Source organism: Stenotrophomonas sp. B1-1 (assembly GCF_010894375.1).
Classification (GTDB): domain Bacteria; phylum Pseudomonadota; class Gammaproteobacteria; order Xanthomonadales; family Xanthomonadaceae; genus Stenotrophomonas.
The window spans coordinates 20,992-43,113 of record NZ_JAAIUZ010000030.1; the positions used below are offsets into that span (position 1 = coordinate 20,992).

General features: G+C 65.9%; 19 protein-coding genes. 9 read left to right on the plus strand and 10 right to left on the minus strand.

All coding sequences use genetic code 11. The annotated features are described in order from the left end of the window. The first annotated feature begins 402 nt into the window (after nucleotides 1-402). Nucleotides 403-810: a hypothetical protein gene (locus tag G4G00_RS19585; RefSeq protein WP_108753417.1), complete on the plus strand. Its 408-nt coding sequence runs from the start codon at nucleotides 403-405 to the stop codon at nucleotides 808-810. A 282-nt stretch (nucleotides 811-1,092) separates the two neighbouring features. On the opposite strand, the gene G4G00_RS19590 is transcribed toward G4G00_RS19585, so the two are convergent. The 10 genes from G4G00_RS19590 to G4G00_RS19635 form a co-directional block, all read right to left on the minus strand. Then, nucleotides 1,093-2,781, minus strand: coding sequence for a PAS domain-containing sensor histidine kinase (locus G4G00_RS19590; RefSeq protein ID WP_108753416.1), 1,689 nt, complete (start codon nucleotides 2,779-2,781; stop codon nucleotides 1,093-1,095). 83 nt (nucleotides 2,782-2,864) lie between these two features. After that, the gene (locus G4G00_RS19595) at nucleotides 2,865-5,015 is read right to left on the minus strand and encodes a TonB-dependent siderophore receptor (protein ID WP_164275934.1); all 2,151 of its coding nucleotides are present in this window, start codon (nucleotides 5,013-5,015) and stop codon (nucleotides 2,865-2,867) included. A gap of 88 nt (nucleotides 5,016-5,103) precedes the next feature. Further along, on the minus strand, nucleotides 5,104-6,297 hold the full coding sequence (locus G4G00_RS19600) for a GAF domain-containing sensor histidine kinase (RefSeq protein ID WP_108753414.1): 1,194 nt from the start codon (nucleotides 6,295-6,297) through the stop codon (nucleotides 5,104-5,106). A gap of 63 nt (nucleotides 6,298-6,360) precedes the next feature. Beyond that, a complete protein-coding gene (locus G4G00_RS19605; protein ID WP_164275937.1) occupies nucleotides 6,361-8,112 on the minus strand; it encodes an EAL domain-containing protein in 1,752 nt (583 codons plus the stop codon). A gap of 171 nt (nucleotides 8,113-8,283) precedes the next feature. Then, nucleotides 8,284-10,410: a methyl-accepting chemotaxis protein gene (locus G4G00_RS19610; RefSeq protein WP_164275940.1), complete on the minus strand. Its 2,127-nt coding sequence runs from the start codon at nucleotides 10,408-10,410 to the stop codon at nucleotides 8,284-8,286. Nucleotides 10,411-10,563: 153 nt separating this feature from the next. Continuing rightward, nucleotides 10,564-10,833: a hypothetical protein gene (locus G4G00_RS19615; protein ID WP_164275943.1), complete on the minus strand. Its 270-nt coding sequence runs from the start codon at nucleotides 10,831-10,833 to the stop codon at nucleotides 10,564-10,566. Between the two features lie 97 nt (nucleotides 10,834-10,930). After that, entirely contained in the window at nucleotides 10,931-11,662 is a 732-nt protein-coding gene (locus G4G00_RS19620; protein ID WP_164275946.1) for an SOS response-associated peptidase family protein, read from the minus strand. 60 nt (nucleotides 11,663-11,722) lie between these two features. Beyond that, nucleotides 11,723-11,986 carry a hypothetical protein gene (locus G4G00_RS19625; RefSeq protein WP_164275948.1) on the minus strand — a complete coding sequence of 88 codons (264 nt, stop codon included), beginning with the start codon at nucleotides 11,984-11,986 and terminating at the stop codon, nucleotides 11,723-11,725. 155 nt (nucleotides 11,987-12,141) lie between these two features. Further along, on the minus strand, nucleotides 12,142-13,353 hold the full coding sequence (locus G4G00_RS19630) for an MFS transporter (RefSeq protein WP_164275951.1): 1,212 nt from the start codon (nucleotides 13,351-13,353) through the stop codon (nucleotides 12,142-12,144). Between the two features lie 99 nt (nucleotides 13,354-13,452). Continuing rightward, complete coding sequence (locus G4G00_RS19635) at nucleotides 13,453-13,881, minus strand: HD domain-containing protein (RefSeq protein ID WP_108753407.1); 429 nt, start codon at nucleotides 13,879-13,881, stop codon at nucleotides 13,453-13,455. Nucleotides 13,882-14,004: 123 nt separating this feature from the next. Between G4G00_RS19635 and G4G00_RS19640 the strand changes: the two genes are divergently transcribed. From G4G00_RS19640 to G4G00_RS19675, 8 genes are all read left to right on the plus strand, one after another. Further along, nucleotides 14,005-14,262 carry a hypothetical protein gene (locus G4G00_RS19640; protein WP_108753406.1) on the plus strand — a complete coding sequence of 86 codons (258 nt, stop codon included), beginning with the start codon at nucleotides 14,005-14,007 and terminating at the stop codon, nucleotides 14,260-14,262. A gap of 36 nt (nucleotides 14,263-14,298) precedes the next feature. Then, nucleotides 14,299-15,978 (plus strand): type IV secretory system conjugative DNA transfer family protein, encoded by a 1,680-nt coding sequence (locus G4G00_RS19645; RefSeq protein ID WP_164275954.1) that lies wholly within the window; start codon nucleotides 14,299-14,301, stop codon nucleotides 15,976-15,978. Between the two features lie 416 nt (nucleotides 15,979-16,394). Beyond that, nucleotides 16,395-16,841: a hypothetical protein gene (locus G4G00_RS19650; protein WP_108749944.1), complete on the plus strand. Its 447-nt coding sequence runs from the start codon at nucleotides 16,395-16,397 to the stop codon at nucleotides 16,839-16,841. Nucleotides 16,842-16,929: 88 nt separating this feature from the next. Beyond that, a complete protein-coding gene (locus G4G00_RS19655; protein ID WP_164275957.1) occupies nucleotides 16,930-18,015 on the plus strand; it encodes a type IV secretion system protein in 1,086 nt (361 codons plus the stop codon). Continuing rightward, nucleotides 18,012-18,791, plus strand: a complete 780-nt coding sequence (locus G4G00_RS19660; RefSeq protein WP_108749942.1) for a TrbG/VirB9 family P-type conjugative transfer protein — start codon at nucleotides 18,012-18,014, stop codon at nucleotides 18,789-18,791. Before G4G00_RS19655 ends, G4G00_RS19660 begins: the two co-directional genes overlap by 4 nt. Continuing rightward, nucleotides 18,788-20,065, plus strand: coding sequence for a TrbI/VirB10 family protein (locus G4G00_RS19665; protein WP_164275960.1), 1,278 nt, complete (start codon nucleotides 18,788-18,790; stop codon nucleotides 20,063-20,065). The genes G4G00_RS19660 and G4G00_RS19665 overlap by 4 nt, the downstream gene beginning before the upstream one ends. Nucleotides 20,066-20,079: 14 nt before the next feature. Beyond that, a complete protein-coding gene (gene virB11 / locus G4G00_RS19670) occupies nucleotides 20,080-21,123 on the plus strand; it encodes a P-type DNA transfer ATPase VirB11 (protein WP_108749940.1) in 1,044 nt (347 codons plus the stop codon). Nucleotides 21,124-21,126: 3 nt separating this feature from the next. After that, entirely contained in the window at nucleotides 21,127-22,080 is a 954-nt protein-coding gene (locus tag G4G00_RS19675; RefSeq protein ID WP_108753402.1) for a lytic transglycosylase domain-containing protein, read from the plus strand. The last annotated feature ends 42 nt before the right edge of the window (nucleotides 22,081-22,122 follow it).

Below are 22,122 nucleotides of genomic sequence, written 5' to 3' on the forward strand. Positions count from 1 at the left end.
CGCGATTGGCCTGTAGGGGCGAGTTGAATTGCGGCTGGCGTGGATGAAGGCTCCAAGCCGGCAGCGCCATTGAAGGGGGCGCCCGTCACCGCATGACGCATGTGCCTTGACCACGCCATGGCGGCGTATTTCCCTACTTTTCATCCACGAAAGACTGCGGCAATCATCGCCTCGCCAAGGCACCCGCCCTGGCCGGGATTGGCGTCCCGAACTTACATGTCTGCACGACGTCGGGTTTGCACAGCAACGTGCGGCCCCGACAATGCACCGCCTGCCAGTCTCTGGCGGACGGTGCGTGGGGATCTCCCGATCCGCCGGCTTCTCGTGGCATGTATCCGGCACGCCAACCCGCACCGTCCGCCACCTTGCTTTCGCAGGTGGCCACACCGTGAGGTTGCCGCCATGTCCGACCTGCTTCCCGACTATCCCCGCCTGCACGCGCTGCTGGGGAATGCCACGCGCGATCTGCCCAATGCCATCGCCGAACAGCTGGAAGACGCGCTCTGCGATTCGCCCGACAGCCTCGCGCCGTCTGCCTTCTTCGCGCACCTGAAAGGCCACGGCAGGAACCTGCGTGCCGACGGCCAACCGTGGGGCGAACATCGCCTGACTCCCACCCGCGCATTCGATCTGGCCCTGGCCACACGCTGCGCGTCGGGCATTACGGCACTGACCGCCGTGCTGCATGCCGCCCATGTGGCGCGGGAGAGTGATGATCCGGCGGGCTGCCCCTCAGCGGCCGTGGTCGATGGGTTGTTCGACGCCTGCGAAGCCTTGTCGCTGCAGGTGGAACGGTGTCTGGTTCCGTGACAACCCACGATCCGCTGCGTGCCCGGTAGGTGCCCACCTTGGTGGGCACGAAGGGTAGGCAGAGAGCAATGCCCACCAAGGTGGGCATCTACCAAAGGCATTTCGGTAGGTGCCCACCTTGGTGGGCACAAGGGGTAGGTAGAGAGCAATGCCCACCAAGGTGGGCATCTACCAAAGCGAGACCGCGCGGGGCAGGCAAAGAGCAATGCCCACCAAGGTGGGCATCTACCAAAGCGAGACCGCGCAGGGTAGGCGGAAAGCCATGCCCACCTAGGTGGGCATCTACCGGGCGCTGCCGTGCGCCGCTTCGGTCATCACCTGGGCCAGTTGCTTCAGCGAATACGGCTTGCGCAGCAGGGTGAAGCCATGGCCCGGGTCGCGCGCCAGCAATTCGCTGTAGCCGCTGGTCAGGATGATCGGCAGCTTCGGGAACTGCGTGCGGATCGTGCGTGCCAGCTCCAGGCCGTTGGTGCCGGGCATCACTACGTCGGTGAACACCAGCTGGAAGCGCGCGGCGTCATGTTCCAGTTCGGCCATGGCCTCGGCCGCATTGCGCGCCAGGACCACGCCGTAGTCCAGCTCGCGCAGCGCGCCCACGGCGAAGTCGGCCACGTCCACGTTGTCTTCCACCACCAGCACGCACAGCCCGTCGCCACTGGCCAGGCCAGGGTGCGGGGCAGGGCGCGGCACGCTGTCGGTGCATTGGGTCAGCGGCAGGTACAGGGTGAAGCAGGTGCCCGCGCCCGGCCGGCTCTGCACATCCACTTCGCCTTCGGACTGCTTCACGAAGCCAAATACCTGGCTCAGCCCCAGCCCGGTGCCGGCGCCCACGCCCTTGGTGGTGAAGAACGGTTCGAAGATGCGTTCCAGCACCGAAGGATCAATGCCGCTGCCGGAATCGGTCACGCTGATCGCAGCAAAGTCGCCCTTCAGCGGAATCGACTGGCGCACAGATGGCACGGTGCTGACCCGTTGCACTGCCAGTGTCACCTTGCCGTGGCCCTCGATCGCATCGCGCGCGTTCACCGCAATATTGATCAGCGCGGTATCCAGCTGGTTGCGGTCCAGCAGCACCGGCAGCGGCACGTCGGGCAAGTGCAGGTCCACATCGATACGCGCGCCCACCACGGTGGTGATGATGTCCGCCAGCGCCAGCACGCTCTCGCACAGGTCGAATACTTCCGGCGACAGGCTCTGCCGCCGCGAGAATGCCAACAGCTGGGCGGTCAGTTTGGTCGCACGCTCGGCCGCCGATTCGATCGCCTGGGCGTAGCGCCGGCGCGGGTCATCGCTGGGCCAGCCGTACAGCAGCATGTCCACCGAACCGGTGATCACCTGCAGCAGGTTGTTGAAGTCGTGCGCCACGCCACCGGTCAACTGGCCCATGGCTTCCAGTTTCTGTGCCTGGCGCAGCTGCTCGCGTGCGCGCACCAGTTCCAGGTGCGCCTCGCGTGCTTCCTGGGTAATGGCAGCCACCTGGCGGCTGTGCAGGTCGCGCTCGATCACCCGCTCGGTCTGCTCGCTCACCACGCACAGCAGACCGGCAATCTCGCCGTTGCCCAGCCGCAGCGGCGAATACGAGAAGGTCCACCAGGTTTCCTTCATCGCGCCGTCGCGGTCCATCATCAGGCGCAGGTTCTGGAAGCTGCGCGCGGTGCCGGCGAAGGCATCGTCGATGGCCTGGCTGACGTCGGCCCAGACATCGGCCCACACCAGATCCAGGCGTGCGCCCATGGCGCCGTGCAGCTTGCCGCCCAGCAGCGGCAGGTAGGCGTCGTTGAAGAAGAACGCCTTGTCCTGCGGTCCCCAGGCAATCCACATCGGCTCGGGTGAATCGAACACCATGGCCAGCACGGTGCGCAGTTCGTCCGGCATCTGTGCGGCCTGCGCGGTCTGTGCCCAGTCACTGTCCTGCAGCAGACGGTACGCCAGCTGCTCGGGCGCAGAGACCGGAAGGGAAAAGGCGTGCATGGCCGCTCAGGGCAGGAAGGTGGCACAGCGTACCCGACGGCGTGTGTGCATGCTCTACACGCCGCCGGGTGGTCACTGCGGCATCAGAAGCTGTACGCCGCCTGCAGGTACACCCGGCGCGGTTCGCCGGGGAAGTGGCCGTTGCGCTCGATGAAGCCGCTGGCCGCATACACCTTGTCGAACAGGTTCTTCACGTTGGCCTGGAACTGCCACTGCTGCCAGGTGGTCTTCCAGCTCATGTCGAACACGGCATAGGGCTTCACCCGCTGGCCGTCCAGGCTGACGCGCTCACCCACGTAATCGGCGCCGAAGCCGATGGCCGAATGCAGGGCGGGCAGGTCGTAGCGGGTCCACAGGCCCAGCTTGTTGCGCGGCGCATTGGCGAAGCGATCGCCGGAGGCATTGGTGATCCCGTTCGGGCCGGCATCCTTCACCCGCGCATCGTTGTAGGCGTAGGTCAGGTTCAGCACCCAGCGTTCGGTCACGTCGGCCAGCAGGTCCATTTCCATGCCGGTGCTGCGCACCAGGCCCAGCGCAGCGAGCTGGTTCACCCCGCCCACCACTTCGCCGGTGGCCTGCACGATGTTGCTGCGGTCGATGCGGTAGGCGGCCAGGTTCAGGGTTACCCGGTCGGCCAGCAGCGATTTCATGCCAACCTCCCACTGCTTGCTGCGCTCGGCATCGAACGGACCGCCGGCGGCTGAATTCTGGTTCGCCGCGGTCTGCGGCACGAAACCACTGGCCACGTTGGCGTACAGGTTCAGGCCGTCGCGCACGATGAAGGTGCTGCCCAGCCGCCAGCTGATGTCGTTGCCATCCACGCTGCTGTGGGCGATGCGGTCTTCGTCCTTGAAGCCGTCCCAGCGCAGGCCAGCCAGCACGTGCCAGCGCGGGGTCAGGGTCAGCTCGTCCTGCAGGTAGCCGCCGTAGCGCTGGCTGCGGGTGGACGTGCTGCGCCAGGGCAGGGCGGCCAGGTTGTAGTCATGCCAAGTGCTGGCGCCGTACACCGGGTTGAACAGGTCGATGCCCTGCACCGGGCCGGCGCCACGGGCCAGGTCTGCACTGTTGGCGGTCTGCGCGGTGAAGTCTGCATCGGTCTGGTACACGTCGGCGCCGAACAGCACCTTGTGCTCGATGCCGCCGGTGCGGGTGCGCCACACCGCATTGGCGTTGGCGGTCACCGCGTCGTTGTCGCGGATCTGGTTGCGCAGCTGGCGGGTCATCCACTCGGCCACGCCGTCGCCGTCACGGTCGATCAGCCCCATCGGCTCGTGGTACATCTGGTGTTCGCTGTTCTTGAACCAGCGCGCCGCCACGTCCACGTCCAGCGCGTCGGTGGGGGCGAAGCGGTACTGCGCCAGCGCCACCTTGGCGCGCATGTCCAGGAAATCGCTGGCCTCATTGTGGTTCCAGCGGCGGTCGGTCAGGAAGGTGCCGTTGTCGTCCACCGGCACGCCGCGCAGGCGGTTGCCGCCCAGGTTCTGGGTGATATCAGTGAACTGCAGCACCAGCTCGCCGGTGTCGCCCACGTCGAAGGCCAGCGAGGCATCGCCAATCACGCTCTCACTGTCGGTGTTCCAGCGCACGCCCGATTCGGTATCACCATAGAGGCCCGCGCGGTAGCGCACGCTGCCGCTGCGGTTCAACGGGCCGGTGCCTTCAATCGACGCGGCGCGGAAGTCCTCGTTGCCCACCTGCAGCTCGATGCGGCGCTCGGCGCTGGCCTTGGGCTTGCGGGTCACGTAGTTGATCACGCCGCCGGCATCGCCGCCGCCGTACAGGGCGCCGGCCGGGCCCTTCAGCACTTCCACCCGTTCGATGTTGAACAGCTGCGGCACCGAAAAACCGGCATAGGGATCGCCGCGCAGGCCGTCGTACAGCACGTTTTCCTGGCGGAAGCCGCGCAGCGTCACGCCGGCGTAGCTGAAGAAGCTGATGCCGCTGATGCTGCGGTACAGGTCGGTCACCTGGCGGGCGGCCTGATCATCGATCAGTTCGCGCGGCAACACCTGGATCGACTGTGGCACCAGGGTCAGCGGGGTGTCGGTGCGGGTGCCGACGGCGGCGTCGTCGGCCCGGTACAACGTCTGTGCGCGGCCACGCACTTCCACTTTGTCCAGATCCTGCACGCCGGCAGGCGGGCTGGCGGCCGCGTGGGTAGTGTGGGCGGCAATAGCCAAGGGCAGGGCGAGCGCGGCGCACAGGGCGCGGCGGCGGGGCAAGTTGATGGGCATGGGCAGTGTGGGGGTGGTTGCAAATGAGAAATATTAGCATTTGCAACACTTCGACACGCATCCCCCGTTCGGGCAATGCCGTTTCGTTTCAGAGGCGCAGGGTCAGTACCGTGCCCGAATCGCTGGCGCTGGCCACCGACAGGGTGCCGCCATGGGCCTTGGCGATCTGCGAGGCGATATACAGCCCCAGGCCGAGGCCGGAATCCAGGCGCTTCTCCTGCGGGCGCGAGAACGGCTCGAACAACGCCGCCAGCTGCGCCTGCGGGATCACCCCGGCGTTGGCCACCTCGATGCGCAGGCCGTCTCCCTCGCTGCGGCCGGTCACGCGAATGGGTTCCCCGGCGGTGCCATGCACGGCGGCGTTGATGACCAGGTTGGCCAGCAGCTGGCACAGGCGCGCACCGTCGCAGCGGAACACCGGCGGCAACTGCAGATCCACCTCGCAACGGCGCTGCGGATAGGCACGCATGGCCTCGCGGCAGGCCACGGCCAGTACCCCGGAAAGATCGGACCAGTCTTCCAGCTTCAGGGCAATGCCGGTGCCCAGCCGGCCCCGGGCGAAATCCAGGGTCACATCGATCAGCTCGGCAATGCGGTCGGTGCTGTCGTTGATGTGCTCCAGCACCTTCTGCTGCGCCACGCTCAGCGCGCCCAGCGAAAGCAGGTCGGCGCCGGCACGGATGGCCTGCACGGGGTTGCGCAGATCGTGGGCCAGCACCGCGATGAACTCCTCGCGCTCCTTGCCCACCCGCAGCAGCTCGGCATTGTTGTGCTCGGATTCGGCCAACTTCACGTCGCGGCTGGTCCCATCACGCTTCAGGCCATCGATCAGTTCCGCATCGGCGTCGTGGCTGTGCACGGCATCAATCTGCGCGGCCACCAGCCGCGCCAGCATCGTCAGCGCCGCCACATGGCTCTCGTCCACTGGCCGGGGCAGCGGATCGAGCGTGCAGAGCGTACCGAAGATGCTGCCGTCAGCCAGGGTGATCGGCACGGAGATATAGCTGCGGAAACCATACAGGCCGGGTACCGGGCTGTGCTGGAAATCCGGGTGGGCGTGTGCGTCGGCAAACCAGACCGGGCACTGCTGGGCCTTCACGTCCCTGCAGAAGGTCTTGTTGATGTCCAGCACCATGCCGTTGCTGATGCCCAGGCCGGCGCGGTCAACGCTCTGCACGGCCCGCCAGTGCGCATCGGTTATTTCGCCCACCAGCGCCACGCGCATGCCGGTCAACTGGCAGGCGAGGTCCAGCGAGGTGCGGAAGTCGATTCGTGAGGGCATCGCAGGCAATCCGGCATCGCGTCTGGGCAGGGGCAGTATAGCGACGCGCGGTGCGCCAGCGATTCACTCGGCCACGTGGGTATCCAGCAGCGGACGGCTGTGGCCGGTGAACAGCTGATCCGGATCCATCGGCCGGGCCAGGGCAAATCCCTGGATCTCATCGCAGCCCAGTGCGCGCAGGCGGCTGACCTGGTCGGCACTCTCGGCGCCTTCGGCCACCACGCTGTAGCCCAGGCGATGGGCCAGGCCGATGATCGCTTCCACCTTCACGCTGGACCGGTTGTCCAGGCACAGGCGATCGATCAGCGACTTGTCCAGCTTCAGCGTGCTGATCGGCAGTTCGGTCAGGTAACCAAAGTTGCTGTAGCCGCTGCCGAAGTCGTCCACCGCCACGCGGATGCCCGCATCGGCCATCCGCTTCAGTTGTACGCCCTGCTGCGAATCGGCACGCAACCATTGGCTTTCTGTGATCTCCACTTCGACCTGCGTGCAGGCCAGGCCGCGCCGGTCGATCCCGGCGATCAAGCGCTCGGCCGCGCCTTCGCGGGCCATGTCGCGGGCCGAGTAGTTGATCGACAGGTTCAGCGGCAGGCCATCGGCGTGCCAGCAGGCAAGCTGGTCCAGTGCGCGGTCCACCACCCAGTCGGTGATGCCGTGCATCAATGCGGTGCGTTCGAACACCGGAATGAACTCGGCCGGGCTGACCGGGCCCAGTTGCGGGTGGTTCCAGCGGATCAGCACTTCGGCCGCGACGGGCTGCAGGTCGCGGGCCCGGAAGCGGGGCTGGTAGACCAGATGGAACTCGTCCTGTTGCAGCGCCGTGCGCCCGTCGGTAGCCAGCCGGTAGCCGCGGCGGGTACTGGCATCGTGGCCCTGCGAGTACCAGCGGAAGGGCGCGCGGGCGGACACCGCCGCGCTCAGCCCGACCAGCAGGCGGCGGATCACTTCCCCCGCGCTGTGCTGGCCCAAGGTCAGCTCGCATACACCGGCGTGGAAGCCCGGTGACATCGGCACTTCGGCGGCCATCATCGGCCGGGTCACCCGCGCCTGCAGTTCGGCCAGCAGGGCTTCCACCGCGCTGGCCTGCTCCAGTTCCAGCACGAAGGCAAAGCGGGCCACGCCCACGTGGTAGACCTGGGCCAGCCCGTCCAGTGCCACCTTCAGGCGCACGCCGGTGCGCCGTATCAGCGTTTCCAGCGGCGCCATGCCCAGCACCTGTCCCGCCTCGGTGGAAACGGCGGTATCGAACACGTCCACCAGCACTGCATGCATGAAGGTTCCCGGCTCGCGTTCGGCCAGCGCATCGTGGTCCAGCATGAACTGCTGGCGATCAGGCAGGCCGCTCACCGGGTCGCTGCGTCCGCTCATCGCCCGCAGCTCCAGTTCGTTCATGGCCGCCCGGGCCAGCGTTTCCAGCTGCCGCCGCTCGGCCTCGGACAGCGTGCGTGGTGCATCGTCCATCACACAGAACGCGCCGATGGCCACGCCGTTGCGTGCCACCAGGGGCGCCCCGGCGTAGAAACGCAGGTGCGGCTCGCCGGCCACCAGCGGATTGCTCGCATGCCGCGGGTGCTGCAGCAGATCGTCGATCACCAGCGTTTCGGCTGAACCAATCGTGCTGGCGCAGATGGAATCGCGGACATGGGTCTGCGACATCGCCAGGCCACGGCGCGAGACCAGGCGCTGGCGGTCGATCTGCAGCAGCGAAACAAACGCCACCGGCACGTTGAAGGTGTGGGTGGCCAGCTCGGTCAGGCTGTCCAGCGAGGCGCCACTGATCTCGCCCAGCGCATTGAGGCCGGCGAGGGTGGACATTCGTTCTTCATCACGGCTGGCAGGCATGTACGGCACATCGTTACGGCGGTCGGGGCGCTACACCGCCAGCATGCCGCAGGCGGCGCGAAGGCGGTGTGGCGTCGGCTTGCACGGCACGGCCCTGCGTTCCTGCCCACTGAATCCTTCAGCTGGGCAGGGCAGGGCGTGCGCCTACGCTGCGCGCTGCAACGTTGCGCGTGGTGCGCCAGCGGCTGCGATCTTGAACGTCGCTGCGGCCTGGTCCAGCGCACTGGCCTGCTCGGCCATGGCACGCGCCGATGCACTGGCTTCTTCCACCAGTGCGGCATTCTGCTGGGTGGCCTCGTCCATCTGCGCGATGGTCTGGTTTACCTGCTCGATGCCGGATGCCTGCTCGCTGCTGGCCTGGGCGATCTGCTGGATCAGCGTATCGGTCTGGGCGGCGGCGGCACGCAGCTGGTCGATCGCCTGTTCGGACTGGCGGGCGATGCCGATGCCGGCCTGCACGTTCTCGCCGGAGGTTTCGATCAGCGCCTTGATGTCCTTGGCCGACGCTGCCGCGCGCTGGGCCAGGGTACGCACCTCGCTGGCCACCACGGCGAAACCGCGCCCCTGTTCCCCGGCGCGTGCCGCTTCCACGGCGGCATTCAGGGCCAGGATGTTGGTCTGGAAGGCGATGCCATCGATCAGGCCCACCATCTCGCCGATCCGCTGGGACGAGGCATCGATCTGCTGCATCACCTGCACCACATCCTGTACTGCGCGGGCGGTGTGCTGCACGGCATCACCGGCGCTGCGCGATGCGGCGTTGGCATGCTGGGCGTGTTCGGCGTTCTGGCGCACCGTCGACGTCAGCTCTTCCATCGACGCAGCGGTTTCCTCCAGGTTGGCCGCCTGGCTCTCGGTGCGGCGCGAAAGATCGGCGTTGCCGGCGGCGATCTCGTCCGAGGCGTTGGCAATGGAGGCCGCTGCCGTCTGGATGCGCTGCACGATGCCCGACAGGTTTTCAGCGGTGCGGTTGGTGTCGCGCTGCATGGCCGCGAACACACCCTGGTAGTCGCCCTGCAGGCGTCGGCTCAGGTCACCCTCGGCCATCGCGCCCAGCACCACCGACAAGGCCTTCAGGCTGCCATCGGCGGTTTCCATCAACTGGTTCAGATCCACGATCATGCGCTGGAAGTCGTGGCGATAGGCACCGGCATCGCCGCGCGCGCTGAAGTCGCCGGCCGCTGCCGCGCGGGCCAGGCGCTGGATGTCCTGGTTGATCGCGTGCAGGCTGGCCTTGGCCGCATCCATCGATTCATGCAGCATCGCGCGGCTGCCGGGCAGGCGCCGGGCGTCGCGGCGCAGATCGCCCTGGGCATACTCGTTCAGCACCTCGATCGCATCCACGATAGCGTCCAGGTGCTCGAACACCATGGTGTTCATGCCCTCGGCCAGCTCGCCATACACGCCCGGGAAGTCGGTGGGCATGCGATGAGTGATGTCCTCGGCGGCATGCTTGTCGATCATCTGCCGGGTCTGCTGGGAAAAGCGCTGCAGCAGCTGCACCATGCCATCGGTGGCGCGCAGCATCTGGCCCACCTCGTCCTGGCTGTCATCCTGGGCGCGCACGCTCAGGTCGCCACGGGTCACCGCATTGATCGAGGCCTGCACGCGTGCCAGCGGCACGGTCAGGCTGCGCGAGATCAGCCACGCGGCCAGGACGCCCAGCGCCAGGCTGGCCACGCCGAACAGGGTCAGCAGGCCGGTGGTGCGCGCCGCCAGCGACTGCATCTCCGCCGCCGCTTCCGCTACAAGCTTCTGCTGCAGATCGGCGAACTCGCTCAGTGCCGTGTTCCATTGCGCTGCAGCCGGCGCCACCCTGTCCAGCAGCAGGGCGTCGGCGGCCTCGAAATCGCCGGCACGCATGCGTGCGTCCAGCTCGGCCAGTGCGGCCTGTGTGGCCTGCTGGTGCGCGGCCACCTTGTCACGCATGGTCTGTGCCAGCGGGCTGGTAGCTGGCCGTGCAGTGAAGTGCTGCCAGATCTGATCGTAGCGCGCGGTCTGCGCCTGCACGGTGGCCAGGTCGCGGTCCAGTGCCTGGCCGCGTCGCAGCAGCATGTCGCGGCGCAGCAGCAACAGTTCCTTGTTGATGATCAGCATGTCGTACAGCTCGCCCATGCGGGTCACGCGTACGTTCACCGCGTTGTCGAACTGTTGCCGCTGTTTGTAGTTGCTGTGCAGGGCGATCGCAAGAATGGTGGCGATCATCAACAACAGGATGGAAAAACCAGCGGTAAGGCGGGTGCCTACCTTGAAGCGGCGCAGTGTGTTCAATTTGTGAAGTCCGGTAGTCGTCGTAAGCCCGACTGCCGGGCGTGTCTGCACAGGAGAGAGTCCCGGCAGGCAGTAAGACGGTAGCGGCGCTGCAGGCCGAAGCTTTAGCGCAGCTTTCAGTTTTATTTTCGTAGGGCGCGCACCGCCGGCGCGCTAGACCATGCAGGCAACGAACACGCCGCACAGCGCGAGCGTCAGCGCGAACACGCGCCGGCTCAGGGCGAGGCAGGCCACCAGCGCGGCCAGCGCCCAGGCGCCCAGCAGGGCACAGGCCAGCAGCCAGAGCCCGGTCACCAGCAGCGAACCTGACAGTCCGGTGGCCAGGGCCAGTGCCTTCAGCAGCGCAACCGCCAGCACGCTGCCCAGCATGCCCGCCTGCAGGGCAACCGCATCATGTCGGGCTGGGGGTGCGGTCTGGCGCATGGCGAAAGGCGGCTATGCAGTGGGTGCAGCGCTACTGTGCCGCAGCCGATATCCACGCCGTGTGTTTTTCCGGCATTCACCTGGGCCAGCTACGGGTTCAATCGTCTTCGGCGGAATCGTCGCTCGACACGGCATCGTCATCATCATCGTTGACGGGGGGCTCGACGGGATCCAGCAGGGTGTAGTCGTCGCGGCGGGGATCGGCTACCGCCGCCGCCACGTAATACGCTTCCAGTTCGGGTGTCTGCGCCTGCGCCAGCAGGACCGCGGCGGTCATGCGCTCGCCCAGCAGCCAGGCGCCCGCTGCGGAAGGGTCCAGGAACACCGGGCCGTCAGGCGAAAGCGGGGCAGGAATATGAGCGTCGGCGTGGGTGAGCAGGGTGAATGCATCGCGGGGTTCATCGCTGTCGGCGTCGCGCCAGCGCTCCCACAGGCCGGCGGCCAGCAATGCCAGGCCATCGGCGCGCTGCACGTACATTGGCCAGGGGCGCCGGCGCTGCCGGTCCCATTTGAAATACCCCGTCAGGGGTACGATGCAGTGCCGATGCTTCCAGGCATCGCCGAACAAACGGCTACGCGCGGCGCGGTCCACGCGCGCGGTGACCGTGGTGTAGGGCGTGCTGGGTTCCTGCGACCAGCGCGGCACCAGGCCCCAGTGCATGGGCGCCACCCACGCGGGATCATCGCTGCCCGCAGCCCAGACACAGGCCTGCGCATCCTTGCCGATGTTGAAGTGGGCAGGCGCAGCGGCGAATGCTTCCGCCACGTCAGCCGGCAGGCCGGGTGCGAAGGCATCTTCCGCAGCGAAGGCCTGTACGAAGCGTCGCATGGGGTCCCTCGGATAGGGTTGGCTGCCGCGCGCGCCCGACGTCGCGCGGTGCCGGTGCCATCAAAGCTGGGCGGTCGCCTCTGCCGCGCCGGCCCAGGCCTGTCCGTCGGTCAGGCGCGAATTGCTCACGGCCTGGTGGCAGCCGCAGGCTTCGCAGCGGAACAGGGTGCCGCCGGGCAGATGCAGCAGGTTGTGGTCGGCCGCGGTGGTGGTGGCCGCGCAATGGCGGCAGCTGATGGTCAGCGCGGTGATCCGCTCGATGCCGCCGGACAGGTTGAAGATGGCGTCGAAGGCGAGGATCGAGAAGCGACCGGTGTCCGGCATGGGGAAGCTCGGCGAAGGGAGGAGATTCCATCGTCCGGTTCGGGCCGTGACGGCTTCGTCTGTGGCGTGCGGTGTTGCTGTCAACGTAGGCGCGTGGCAGAAACACAAACGCCCCTCGGTGAGGGGCGTCTGCGCAGGTTCCAGCGGGTGGCGACTCAGTGTGAGGTGACAACCGACGCCTTGCGACGGCGGTCCACCATCACCGATACGCACCACAGCAGCAGGCCGCCGATGGCGGTCGCCGCGCCCACGTAACCGGTGGTGGCCGGGCTGAAGCCGGCGCTGATGGCCATGCCGCCCAGCCACGGGCCCAGTGCATTGGCCGTATTGAAGGCAGCGTGGTTGGACGCGGCGGCCAGGGTCTGCGCTTCGCCCGCCACGTCCATCAGGCGGGTCTGCAGCACGGCCGCCAATGCGCCCATGGTGCCCACCGTCACGATCATCGGGCCGATGGACCACACCGACTGCGCTGCAACCGGGTACAGCAGCAGCATCACGATCGACCAGGCCAGCACCACGGCGGCGGCCTTGAAGTGGAACTTGTCCACCAGCCAGCCGCCGGCAATATTGCCGATGATCGCGCCGATGCCGAACACGCCTACCGCCAGCGGCATCCACGATTCGGCCACGCCAGTCACCTGCACCAGCGTCGGGGCCAGATAGGTGAACACACAGAACATGCCGGCAAAGCCGACCGCACCGATCGCCAGCGCCAGCCACACCTGGGTGGTGTTGAATGCGCGCAGCTCGCGCATGGGCGAGGTACGCACCTCGTCCGGGTCGGGCAGCAGGAAGCGGGCAATCATCACCACGGTGGCGATGGCCAGCAGGCTGACCAAGGCGAAGGCGGTGCGCCAGCTGACCTGCTGGCCCAGCCAGGTGGTGAGCGGGTTGCCGATCAGGATCGCAATCGACAGGCCGAGCAGTACCCGCGACATGGCCTGGCCGCGCTGGCCGGCCGGGCTGATTGCCGCGGCTACCAGCATGGCCACGCCGAAGTAGGCGCCGTGCGGCAGGCCGGCGACGAAGCGGGCGACCAGCATGGTGGCGTAGTTGGGCGCCAGGGCGCTGGCCAGGTTGCCCACGGCGTAGAAGCCCATCAGCGCCAGCAGCAGCTTGCGCCGCGGGAAGCTGGCGCCGACGAAGGCCAGGATCGGGGCGCCGACCACCACGCCGATGGCGTAGGCACTGATCAGGTGGCCCACCTGGGTTTCGCTGATGGACAGGCCGCGGCTGATTTCCAGCATCAGGCCCATGCTGGCGAATTCACTGGTGCCGATGGCAAAGCCGCCCAGCGACAGGGCGATGATGATCAGGGTGCGCTGGCGGGGCGTGAGCCGTGCGGCCAGGGAGGAATTGGGGCTCATGCGGGGGCGCGATGGGGCAGGGGAACGGGCCATTGTACTGCTGCACTGCAGCAGGCGGCATCGGCGTTCAGGAAAATCAGTGTTCGGCCGGTGGCGCGCCTAGACGGCCGTTGGCCCCAGCTGCGCCCGTGCGGCCCGGTACTTCCCGCGCAGGCGCTCGGCGGTGGCCGCATCCAGGGCCGAAAGCCGGGTTTCATCGGCATTGTCGGCGATATCGGCCAGCTTCACTTTCAGTGCCAGCGGGTTGGCCGCGATGCCTGCATAGTAATGAGCGGTGTCGGCGCTGTGGTTGCGGCTCAGCAGCTGCACCGCGTGCTGGATCGCCGGCGGGAAGTCCTGCACCTGGGCGGCGAACCCCGGGCAGTCCTCCAGCACGTCGTGCAGCCAGGCCACCACTTCGGCGTCGTCATCGCCGCGTACCCGTGCCGCGACGCGGGCCACATGCCCGATGTAGGGCGCACCGGCCTTGTCGATCTGCCCGGCGTGGGCGTCAGCAGCCAGTGCGCGGGCGCGTGCAATCCAATCCATGGTGGTCTCCGAAGCGCAGGCGTGTATTGTCAGGGGTGGCACCCGCGCGTTGCCAGCCCTGATCGGGGCGACGCACGGGCCCGTCGTGGGAACGACATGTGAACGCCGTCACGGAGTGAAGCAATGCAGCAGTACACACATCAACTTGAACTACGCGGGCGCTACCGATTGGTAGCGGTGACCCACGCGCCGGTGTACGCTCCCGGCGATGTGATCGGGCATGCGGTCATCGCCGATGACGGGGAACGTCTGTCCGATCTGATGTCGCTGGCCGAGGCGCGGCACTACCTGGAAGGGCTGCTGCGGGAAGAGGGCATCGAGCCCGGGCTGGAGGATGAAAACCACCTGCGGAAGAAGGCGTCACGCTGGCGCCGCCGCTAGTTCGTCGCGCCCTTGGGCGCATCATGGAGGATTCGGGTGTTGCCCAGTAAGAAGTATCTGCTCATCGCCATCGCCACCCTGGCGACCCTGGTGCTCGGGTTTGCGCTGTCCGGTTATCTGACCCTGCTGTTGCTCGGCCTGGATACCAAGCTCTTCACCTGGAACACCTATTACCAGTATTTCAATGCCCTGGACCAGCCGCAGGTCGCCCCGTTCGTGGGCAAGATCAAGTGGGCCGGCTACCTGGGCTTCGGCGTGCCGCTGCTGCTGCTGGCGGTGATCGCGCTGGTGGCGCTGCTGAAGAAGGACAAGCGCTCGCTGCACGGCGATGCCCGCTTTGCCACCAGCGCCGACCTGGCCAAGCACGGCATGTTCAAGAAGACCGGGCAGAGCATCGTGGTCGGCAGCCACGGCGGCAAGCTGGTGCGCCTGGACGGCCAGCAGTTCGTGATCCTGGCTGCGCCCACCCGTTCGGGCAAGGGCGTGGGCGTGGTCATTCCGAACCTGCTGGAATACGGCGAATCGCTGGTGGTGCTGGACATCAAGCAGGAAAATTTCGACCTGACCAGTGGCTGGCGCGCCAGCCAGGGCCAGGAAATCTACCTGTTCAATCCCTTCGCCGAAGACCGCCGCACGCACCGCTGGAACCCGCTCAGCTATGTGTCCGACGATCCGGCCTTCCGCGTCTCGGATCTGATGAGCATCGCCGCCATGCTGTACCCCGATGGCGCCGAGGACCAGAAGTTCTGGGTCAGCCAGGCCCGCAATGCCTTCATCGCCTTCACCCTGTACCTGTTCGAGAACTGGGACGACGAGCGCGCCAGCGGCTTCCCCGGCGGCATGGGCACGCCCACGCTGGGGGCGGTCTACCGCCTGTCCTCCGGTGACGGCACCGATCTGAAGAAGTTCCTGAAGAGCCTGTCCGAGCGGCCGTTCCTGAGCAGCAATGCGCGCTCGGCGTTCGCCAACATGCTGTCCCAGGCCGATGAGACCTTCGCCTCGATCTTGGGCACCTTCAAGGAGCCGCTGAACGCCTGGATCAACCCGGTGCTGGACAAGGCCACCAGCACCAACGACTTCCTGCTCACCGACGTGCGCAAGAAGAAGATGACCATCTATATAGGCATCCAGCCCAACAAGCTGGCCGAGAGCCGCCTGATCATCAACCTGTTCTTCAGCCAGCTGATCAACCTCAACACCAAGGAACTGCCCAAGTCCAACCCGGACCTGAAGTACCAGTGCCTGCTGCTGATGGACGAATTCACATCGATCGGCAAGGTCGACATCATCGCCTCGGCGGTGTCCTACATGGCCGGCTACAACGTGCGCCTGCTGCCCATCATCCAGAGCATGTCGCAGCTCGATGCCACCTATGGGCGGGAAACCTCGCGCACCATCATCACCAACCACGCGCTGCAGATCCTGTACGCGCCGCGCGAACAGCAGGACGCGAACGACTACTCGGACATGCTGGGCTACACCACCATCCGCAAGAAGAACGTGACCCATGCCCGTGAGAAGACCCACAGCTACAGCGAAGAGCGGCGCGCGCTGATGCTGCCGCAGGAACTGAAGGCGATGGGTCCGGACCACGAAGTGTTCCTGTACGAGGGCATTCCGCATCCGGTGAAGTGCGACAAGATCCGCTATTACAAGGATCGCTATTTCACGTCGCGTCTACTTCCGAAAGTTGACGCGCCGGTGCTCGATATTTGAATTGTCGAGTGCTGAATGTGACGCATGCACGAATTCATGGATGTGAATTCGTGAAGCGCGTCAAAAAAACACCATACGTTGATGGAATTCAGACTTGTCTGACATGGAATTGACGTGCGGTTGTGCGACTCTATGCACGGCTTGGGAATCCTCGTGATTCAGCTTGCTTTCAGAGTGGCCAGGAGTTTCAGCCATTGGAACAGGGATGGTTCCGACGTTGGTGAGGGCGCATGAGCGCGGCTTGGAAGAGCCGTGGTCTGCGACCTGGTTGGCAGCTTTCGGGCTGCAGGGGAACCGTGACAGTTGTGCCCTGTTAAGTGCGCTTACTGTGACGTTTCTGGCGTGCGCCACGCAGCGCCGGACGACCAGGGGACCAACATCGGGACTGCTTTTTCGTACGTCAAAGTGAAGCCCGTATGAATCAGGCGTTTATCGTGAAAATGTCCATCGCCGCAGCCGCGGCGTTGATGGTGGCCGGTTGCGCCACCAAGCCCGCACCCGATTTCGGCGGACGCTGGAAGCCGGTGAACCGGTTTGCCACCGCCCCGACCGAAATCCCGCTCTATACCAGCTACGTGTACCAGGCGTCGCCGATGGACGGCACGCTGAAGGCGATGCTTGAGCGTTGGGCCAAGGATTCCGGCCGCACCCTGGATTATCGCCTCAGCTCGGATTTCACCCTGTATGGCGCGGTGTCGGACATCGACACCACCAACGCACAGCAGGCCGTGATCGACCTCACGGCAGCCTATGCGGCACAAGGTGTTTCCGTCTCCATCGTGGGCAACCAGATTGTCGTGCAAAACGCCGGATCGACGCCCACTGCGGCGGTTCCGGCGGCTGACGCCAACAGCGGCAGCTGAGCCCCACCGAAATCATCGAACGTGCCGCACCCCGCGCCCGCCGCAGGGGCGTCACGCCCATTGATGTTTCAGCAGTACGGAAGAATCCATGTTCCGCAAGAAGGATGCAGGCAACAGCCAGAAGGTCGAGCAGTCGGTCGCCAAGGCGGTCAGCTACGAGATCACCGTGGCCGACATGGCACGACGCAGCGAGCGCCGCGCCTGGTGGGTGGCCACCGGGTCGTTGCTGATGTCGCTGGCGCTGGCGGGCGGCTACTACTACATGCTGCCGCTGAAAGAGAAGGTGCCGTTCCTGGTGATGGCCGATGCCTACACCGGTACGGCCACGGTGGCGCGGCTGACGGGCAATTTCGAAGGCCAGTCGATCACCGCCAGCGATGCGATCAACCGCAGCAACGTCGCCCAGTACGTGATGGCCCGTGAATCCTACGATTTCGCGGTCATGGGCCTGCGTGACTGGGCCCTGGTGCATGTCATGTCCGATACGCGCACCAGCTCGGCCATCCGTGCCTTTTATTCGCAGAACAATCCGCAGAGCCCTGTCGTGCTGTACGGCAAGGACCGGGCGATCCGGGTGAAGATTCTCAGCATCACCCCGCTGGAAGCACAGGTGAATGGTGGCTTCCGCGGTGCCTCGGTGCGCATCCAGCGCAGCGTGTACGACAAGAACAAGGCCACCACCTCGTACCTGGACAACCAGCTCATCACGCTGCGGTTCCGCTACGACAGCAACCTTGCCTTGAACGAGCAGCAGCGCATCCTCAATCCGCTGGGCATGCAGGTGTTCGAGTACCGTCGCGACAACGACTACTCGCGCGGCGTACCGGGTCCGGACGAGGCGCAGTTGCAGCGGCAGGCAGAACAGCAGGCGCTGCAGGCACAGCAGGGGGTCTACGACCCGAACAATCCTGCTGCGGCCACCATGATCGATCCGGCCACCGGCCAGCCGTTGGCGGTGCCGGGCGATGTGCAGGTCACCCCGCCCATGCCGGGGCAGCAACCCATGCCGGGGCAGCCGATGCCCGGCCAGCCCGTGCAGCAGGCTCAGCCGATGCAGCAAGGCCAACCGATGCAGGGCCAACCCATGCCCGGGCAGACCATGCCCGGCCAGCCGGCCATGAGGCCGGCGCAGAACCAATCCACCGGAAATGCTGATGGAGCAAGCAACCGATGAGTAGTCGAAAAGTCAGGGGGAGCGCATTGGCGCTGCTGTCGTTGCTGTCGCTGGTGTTCTCCACCGGCGCCATGGCACAGGCAGTGGACCATTACGAGTATGAAAAGGATCGCATCTATCCGGTTCGCACCGGCCTGGGCCTTACCACCCAGATCGAGTTGAGCCCGAACGAGAAGATCCTCGACTACAGCACCGGTTTCAGCAACGGCTGGGAGCTGACCCGTCGCGAGAACGTGTTCTACATCAAGCCGAAGAATGTGGACGTGGACACCAACATGATGGTGCGCACCGAAACCCATTCCTACATCTTCGAACTGAAGGTGGTGGCCACCGACTGGCGCCAGCTGGAACAGGCCCGCCGCGCCGGCGTGCAGTACAAGATCGCCTTCTCCTACCCGAACGACACGGTGTTCGGCGTGGCCCAGCAGGCGGTGGAAGAAGAAGCGCAGCCGCTGCTGAGCAGCGAACTGGCCAAGGATCGCCAGTACAACTTCAACTACTCCTATTCGACCAGCAAGGCGAAGAAGATGGGGTGGCTGATCCCCGTCAATGCCTATGACGATGGCCGTTTCACGTACCTGAAACTGCCCAACTCGCCCGAATACAAGACCGGCATTTTCCCGGCCGTGTTCGGTCGTGAGAAAGAGTACGGCGAGGACTTCGTGGTCAACACCACGGTCGAGGGCAACACCCTGATCGTCCACGGCACCTACCCGTACCTGGTCATCCGCCACGGCGAGTACGTCGTTGGCCTGCGAAGGAACGTGAAGAAATGAGCCAGCAGAACACCCCCGGCAACGATCCGAACAACGCCCGCGACGACGGGCAGTCGCCCTACGGTGGCCAGGGCCAAGGACCGGCCGAGTCGACCTCCAATCCTTACTTCGGCACGCAGCAGACCGAGTCCGCACCGAACCTGGATGCGGCGGCTCCGCAGCTGCGCTCGGCCGAAGAGCAGCGGCTGAACCGCAAGGCGCTGATGTTCCTCGGCGGCATCGTGGTGCTGCTGGTGGCCATGGGCTTCCTGCTGTTCCGCAAGGGCCAGGATGACAAGAACGCAGCGCCCTCCAACCGTCAGGAGGCCCGGGTATCGACGCCGGACCTGCCGACCGTTGCGCCTGCGCCGAGTGCAGCGGCGCCCGTCGCGCCGGCCGATCCGATCCCGATGCTGCCGCCGCCGCCGCAGCAGGACATTCCGATGGTCAGCCTGCAGGACGCTGATCGTGCGCGCCTGCGCCAGTCGTCCGAGCCGCAGGGTCCGTCGCTGCTGGACCGCCGTATTGGCAGCAGCAGCGGCTTCGGCGCCGGCGATGGCAACGCCAAGCCGCAAGGGCAGGGCACCGACTACAGCCAGGCGATGATCGCCGCCATGCAGGCCGCCAACCCGCAGGCCCAGCAGCAGCAGAAAGTGCGCCGTGGTCCGGACGTGGAAGACGTGTCCAACGCCAGCTTCATCCAGAGTCCGGATGCCCTGCTGGTGCGCGGTACCTACCTGCGCTGCGTGCTGGAAACCCGCATCATCACCGACATTGCCGGCTACACCTCGTGCCTGCTGACCGAACCGGTCTACTCGATCAACGGCCGCAACCTGTTGCTGCCGAAGGGTTCGAAGATCTATGGCTCCTACGGTGGCGGCCCCAACGGCAAGCGCGTGGAAGTCATCTGGGATCGCGTCACCACGCCGAACGGTATCGACGTGGCCATGTCCAGCCCAGGTATCGATGGGCTGGGCGGTGCGGGCCATCCTGGCCAGTACAGCGCGCACTGGGGCAGCCGCATTGCGTCGGCGCTGATGATCAGCCTGATCGCCGATGCGTTCAAATACGCCGCAGCCGAGCACGGCCCGGAGTCGACCACCGTGGCCAGCAACGGGTTCGCCGTGCAGTCGCCGTATGAAAGCGCGACCGCCCGCACCATGGAGCGCCTGGCCAACGAAGCACTCAGCGAAGGTCGTCGCCCGCCGACGGTCACCATTAACCAGGGCACCATCGTGAACGTCTACGTCGCAAAGGACGTCGACTTCACCAACGTGCTCCACCCGCGCCGGTAATTCATAGAACGATCATGGACGCCGAAGTGTCTCCCATCGCCCTTGTTTCCAGCGAATTCCTGCGCTATCAGTACGAAGTGCTGGGCATCGCGGAGTACATGAGCTCGCCCGACGTGACGGAAATCTGCATCAACCGTCCGGGCGAGCTGTACCTGGAAACCCGGGCGGGGTGGCAGCGCGTGGACGTGCCGGGCCTGACCTTCGAGCGGGCCCGGCAGTTCTGCACCGCGGTGGTGAACGAGAGCAACACCGGCCAGCGCATCACCGATGCCGATCCGGTGGTCTCGCTCACCTTCCCCACCGGGCAGCGTGCGCAGTTCGTGATCCCGCCTGCGTGCGATGCCGGCAAGGTGTCCATCACCATCCGTCTGCCGTCCAAGCACACCAAGTCGCTCACCCAGTATCACGAAGACGGGTTCTTCAACCAGATCCTGGAACAGGACGGCAGCCTGAGCGAGCAGGACCGCGAGCTGCTGGAACTGCGGCATTCGCGCGAATACGCCGAGTTCTTCCGGCGTGCGGTGATGTATCGCAAGAACATCGTGGTGTCCGGCGCCACCGGTAGCGGCAAGACCACCTTCATGAAGGCGCTGGTCAACCACATTCCGGACAACGAGCGCCTGGTCACCATCGAGGACGCCCGCGAACTGTTCCTGACCCAGCCTAACGTGGTGCACCTGCTGTACTCCAAGGGTGGCCAGAGCACCAGCAACGTCACCGCCAAGAGCTGCATGGAAGCCTGCCTGCGCATGAAGCCCGAGCGCATCATCCTGGCCGAGCTGCGCGGCGACGAAGCGTTCTACTTCATCCGTAACTGCGCCTCCGGTCACCCGGGTTCGATCACCAGCTGCCATGCCGGCAGCCCGGAACAGACCTGGGACCAGCTGGCGCTGATGGTGAAGGCCTCCAACGAAGGCTCCGGCCTGGAGTTCGAGGTCATCAAGCGCCTGCTGATGATGACCATCGATATCGTCGTGCATATCAAGGCGCATGCCGGTTCGCGTTACATCACCGGCATCGATTTCAATCCTGGGCGTGCCCAGGGGCAGGAGGGCTGAACGATGTTGCCAGGCCTGGAAATGATGGCATGCCCGGAAATGGCCGTGTCCATGGACGTCATGCAGCACGTCATCAACGTGGAATCCTCGCGCAACCCCTTCGCCATTGGCGTGGTGGGCGGTGCGCTGGTGCGCCAGCCCAAGGCGCTGGATGAAGCGCTGGCCACGGTGCGCATGCTGGAAGAGAAGGGCTACAACTTCTCGGTCGGCCTGGCCCAGGTGAACCGCTACAACCTGGCCAAGTACGGCCTGGACTCCTACGAAAAAGCCTTCCAGCAGTGCGCCAACCTGCAGGCGGGCTCGCGCATCCTGGCCGAGTGCTACAAGCGTTCCGGGCAGGACTGGGGCAAGTCGTTCAGCTGCTACTACTCGGGCAATTTCACCACCGGCTTCCGCCATGGCTACGTGCAGAAGATCTACGATTCGATGCGCCGTGGGCAGCAGGTGGCCAGCAATGGCGCAGTGCCGATCGATGTGGTCAGCCGTGGCGAGCGTCGTACGGTGAAGGTTGAACACCATCCGCAGACGCTGTCGCCGGTGCAGTCGCGCATCGTCGCCCAGGCCGACGCGCCGGTGTACGTGCCGTCCAATGATCCGGCCCGTGCCTACACGGTCTACCCCTCGGCGGGTGCCATGGCGCGAAGCAGTGCCTTGAACCTGGCCGACCAGGCGCTGTCGCGCGTGGTGCTGGGTTCGGTGGATCGCATGATGCAGCCGCAGGCCCAGCCCCAGGCCATGCCACAGCAGATGCCGCAGCAGTTGCCGCAGGCTGGTGGCGACCAGGCCATGCCGCAGCAGCTGCCCGGCGTGGCAGCGGGGAACGGGCAGCCGGTCATGCTGCGCCCGTGGAGCGAGCGCAACCAGCCGGTGGCCGCACCAGAAAATGCATACAACGTGCCTGCGCAGGGAGCGCCGGTGCAACAGATTCCCGCAGGGGATGCGGCCTTCGTGTTCTGACGAAGTCGTGGTACGGCCAGACCCCCGGCTGGCCGATTCAGT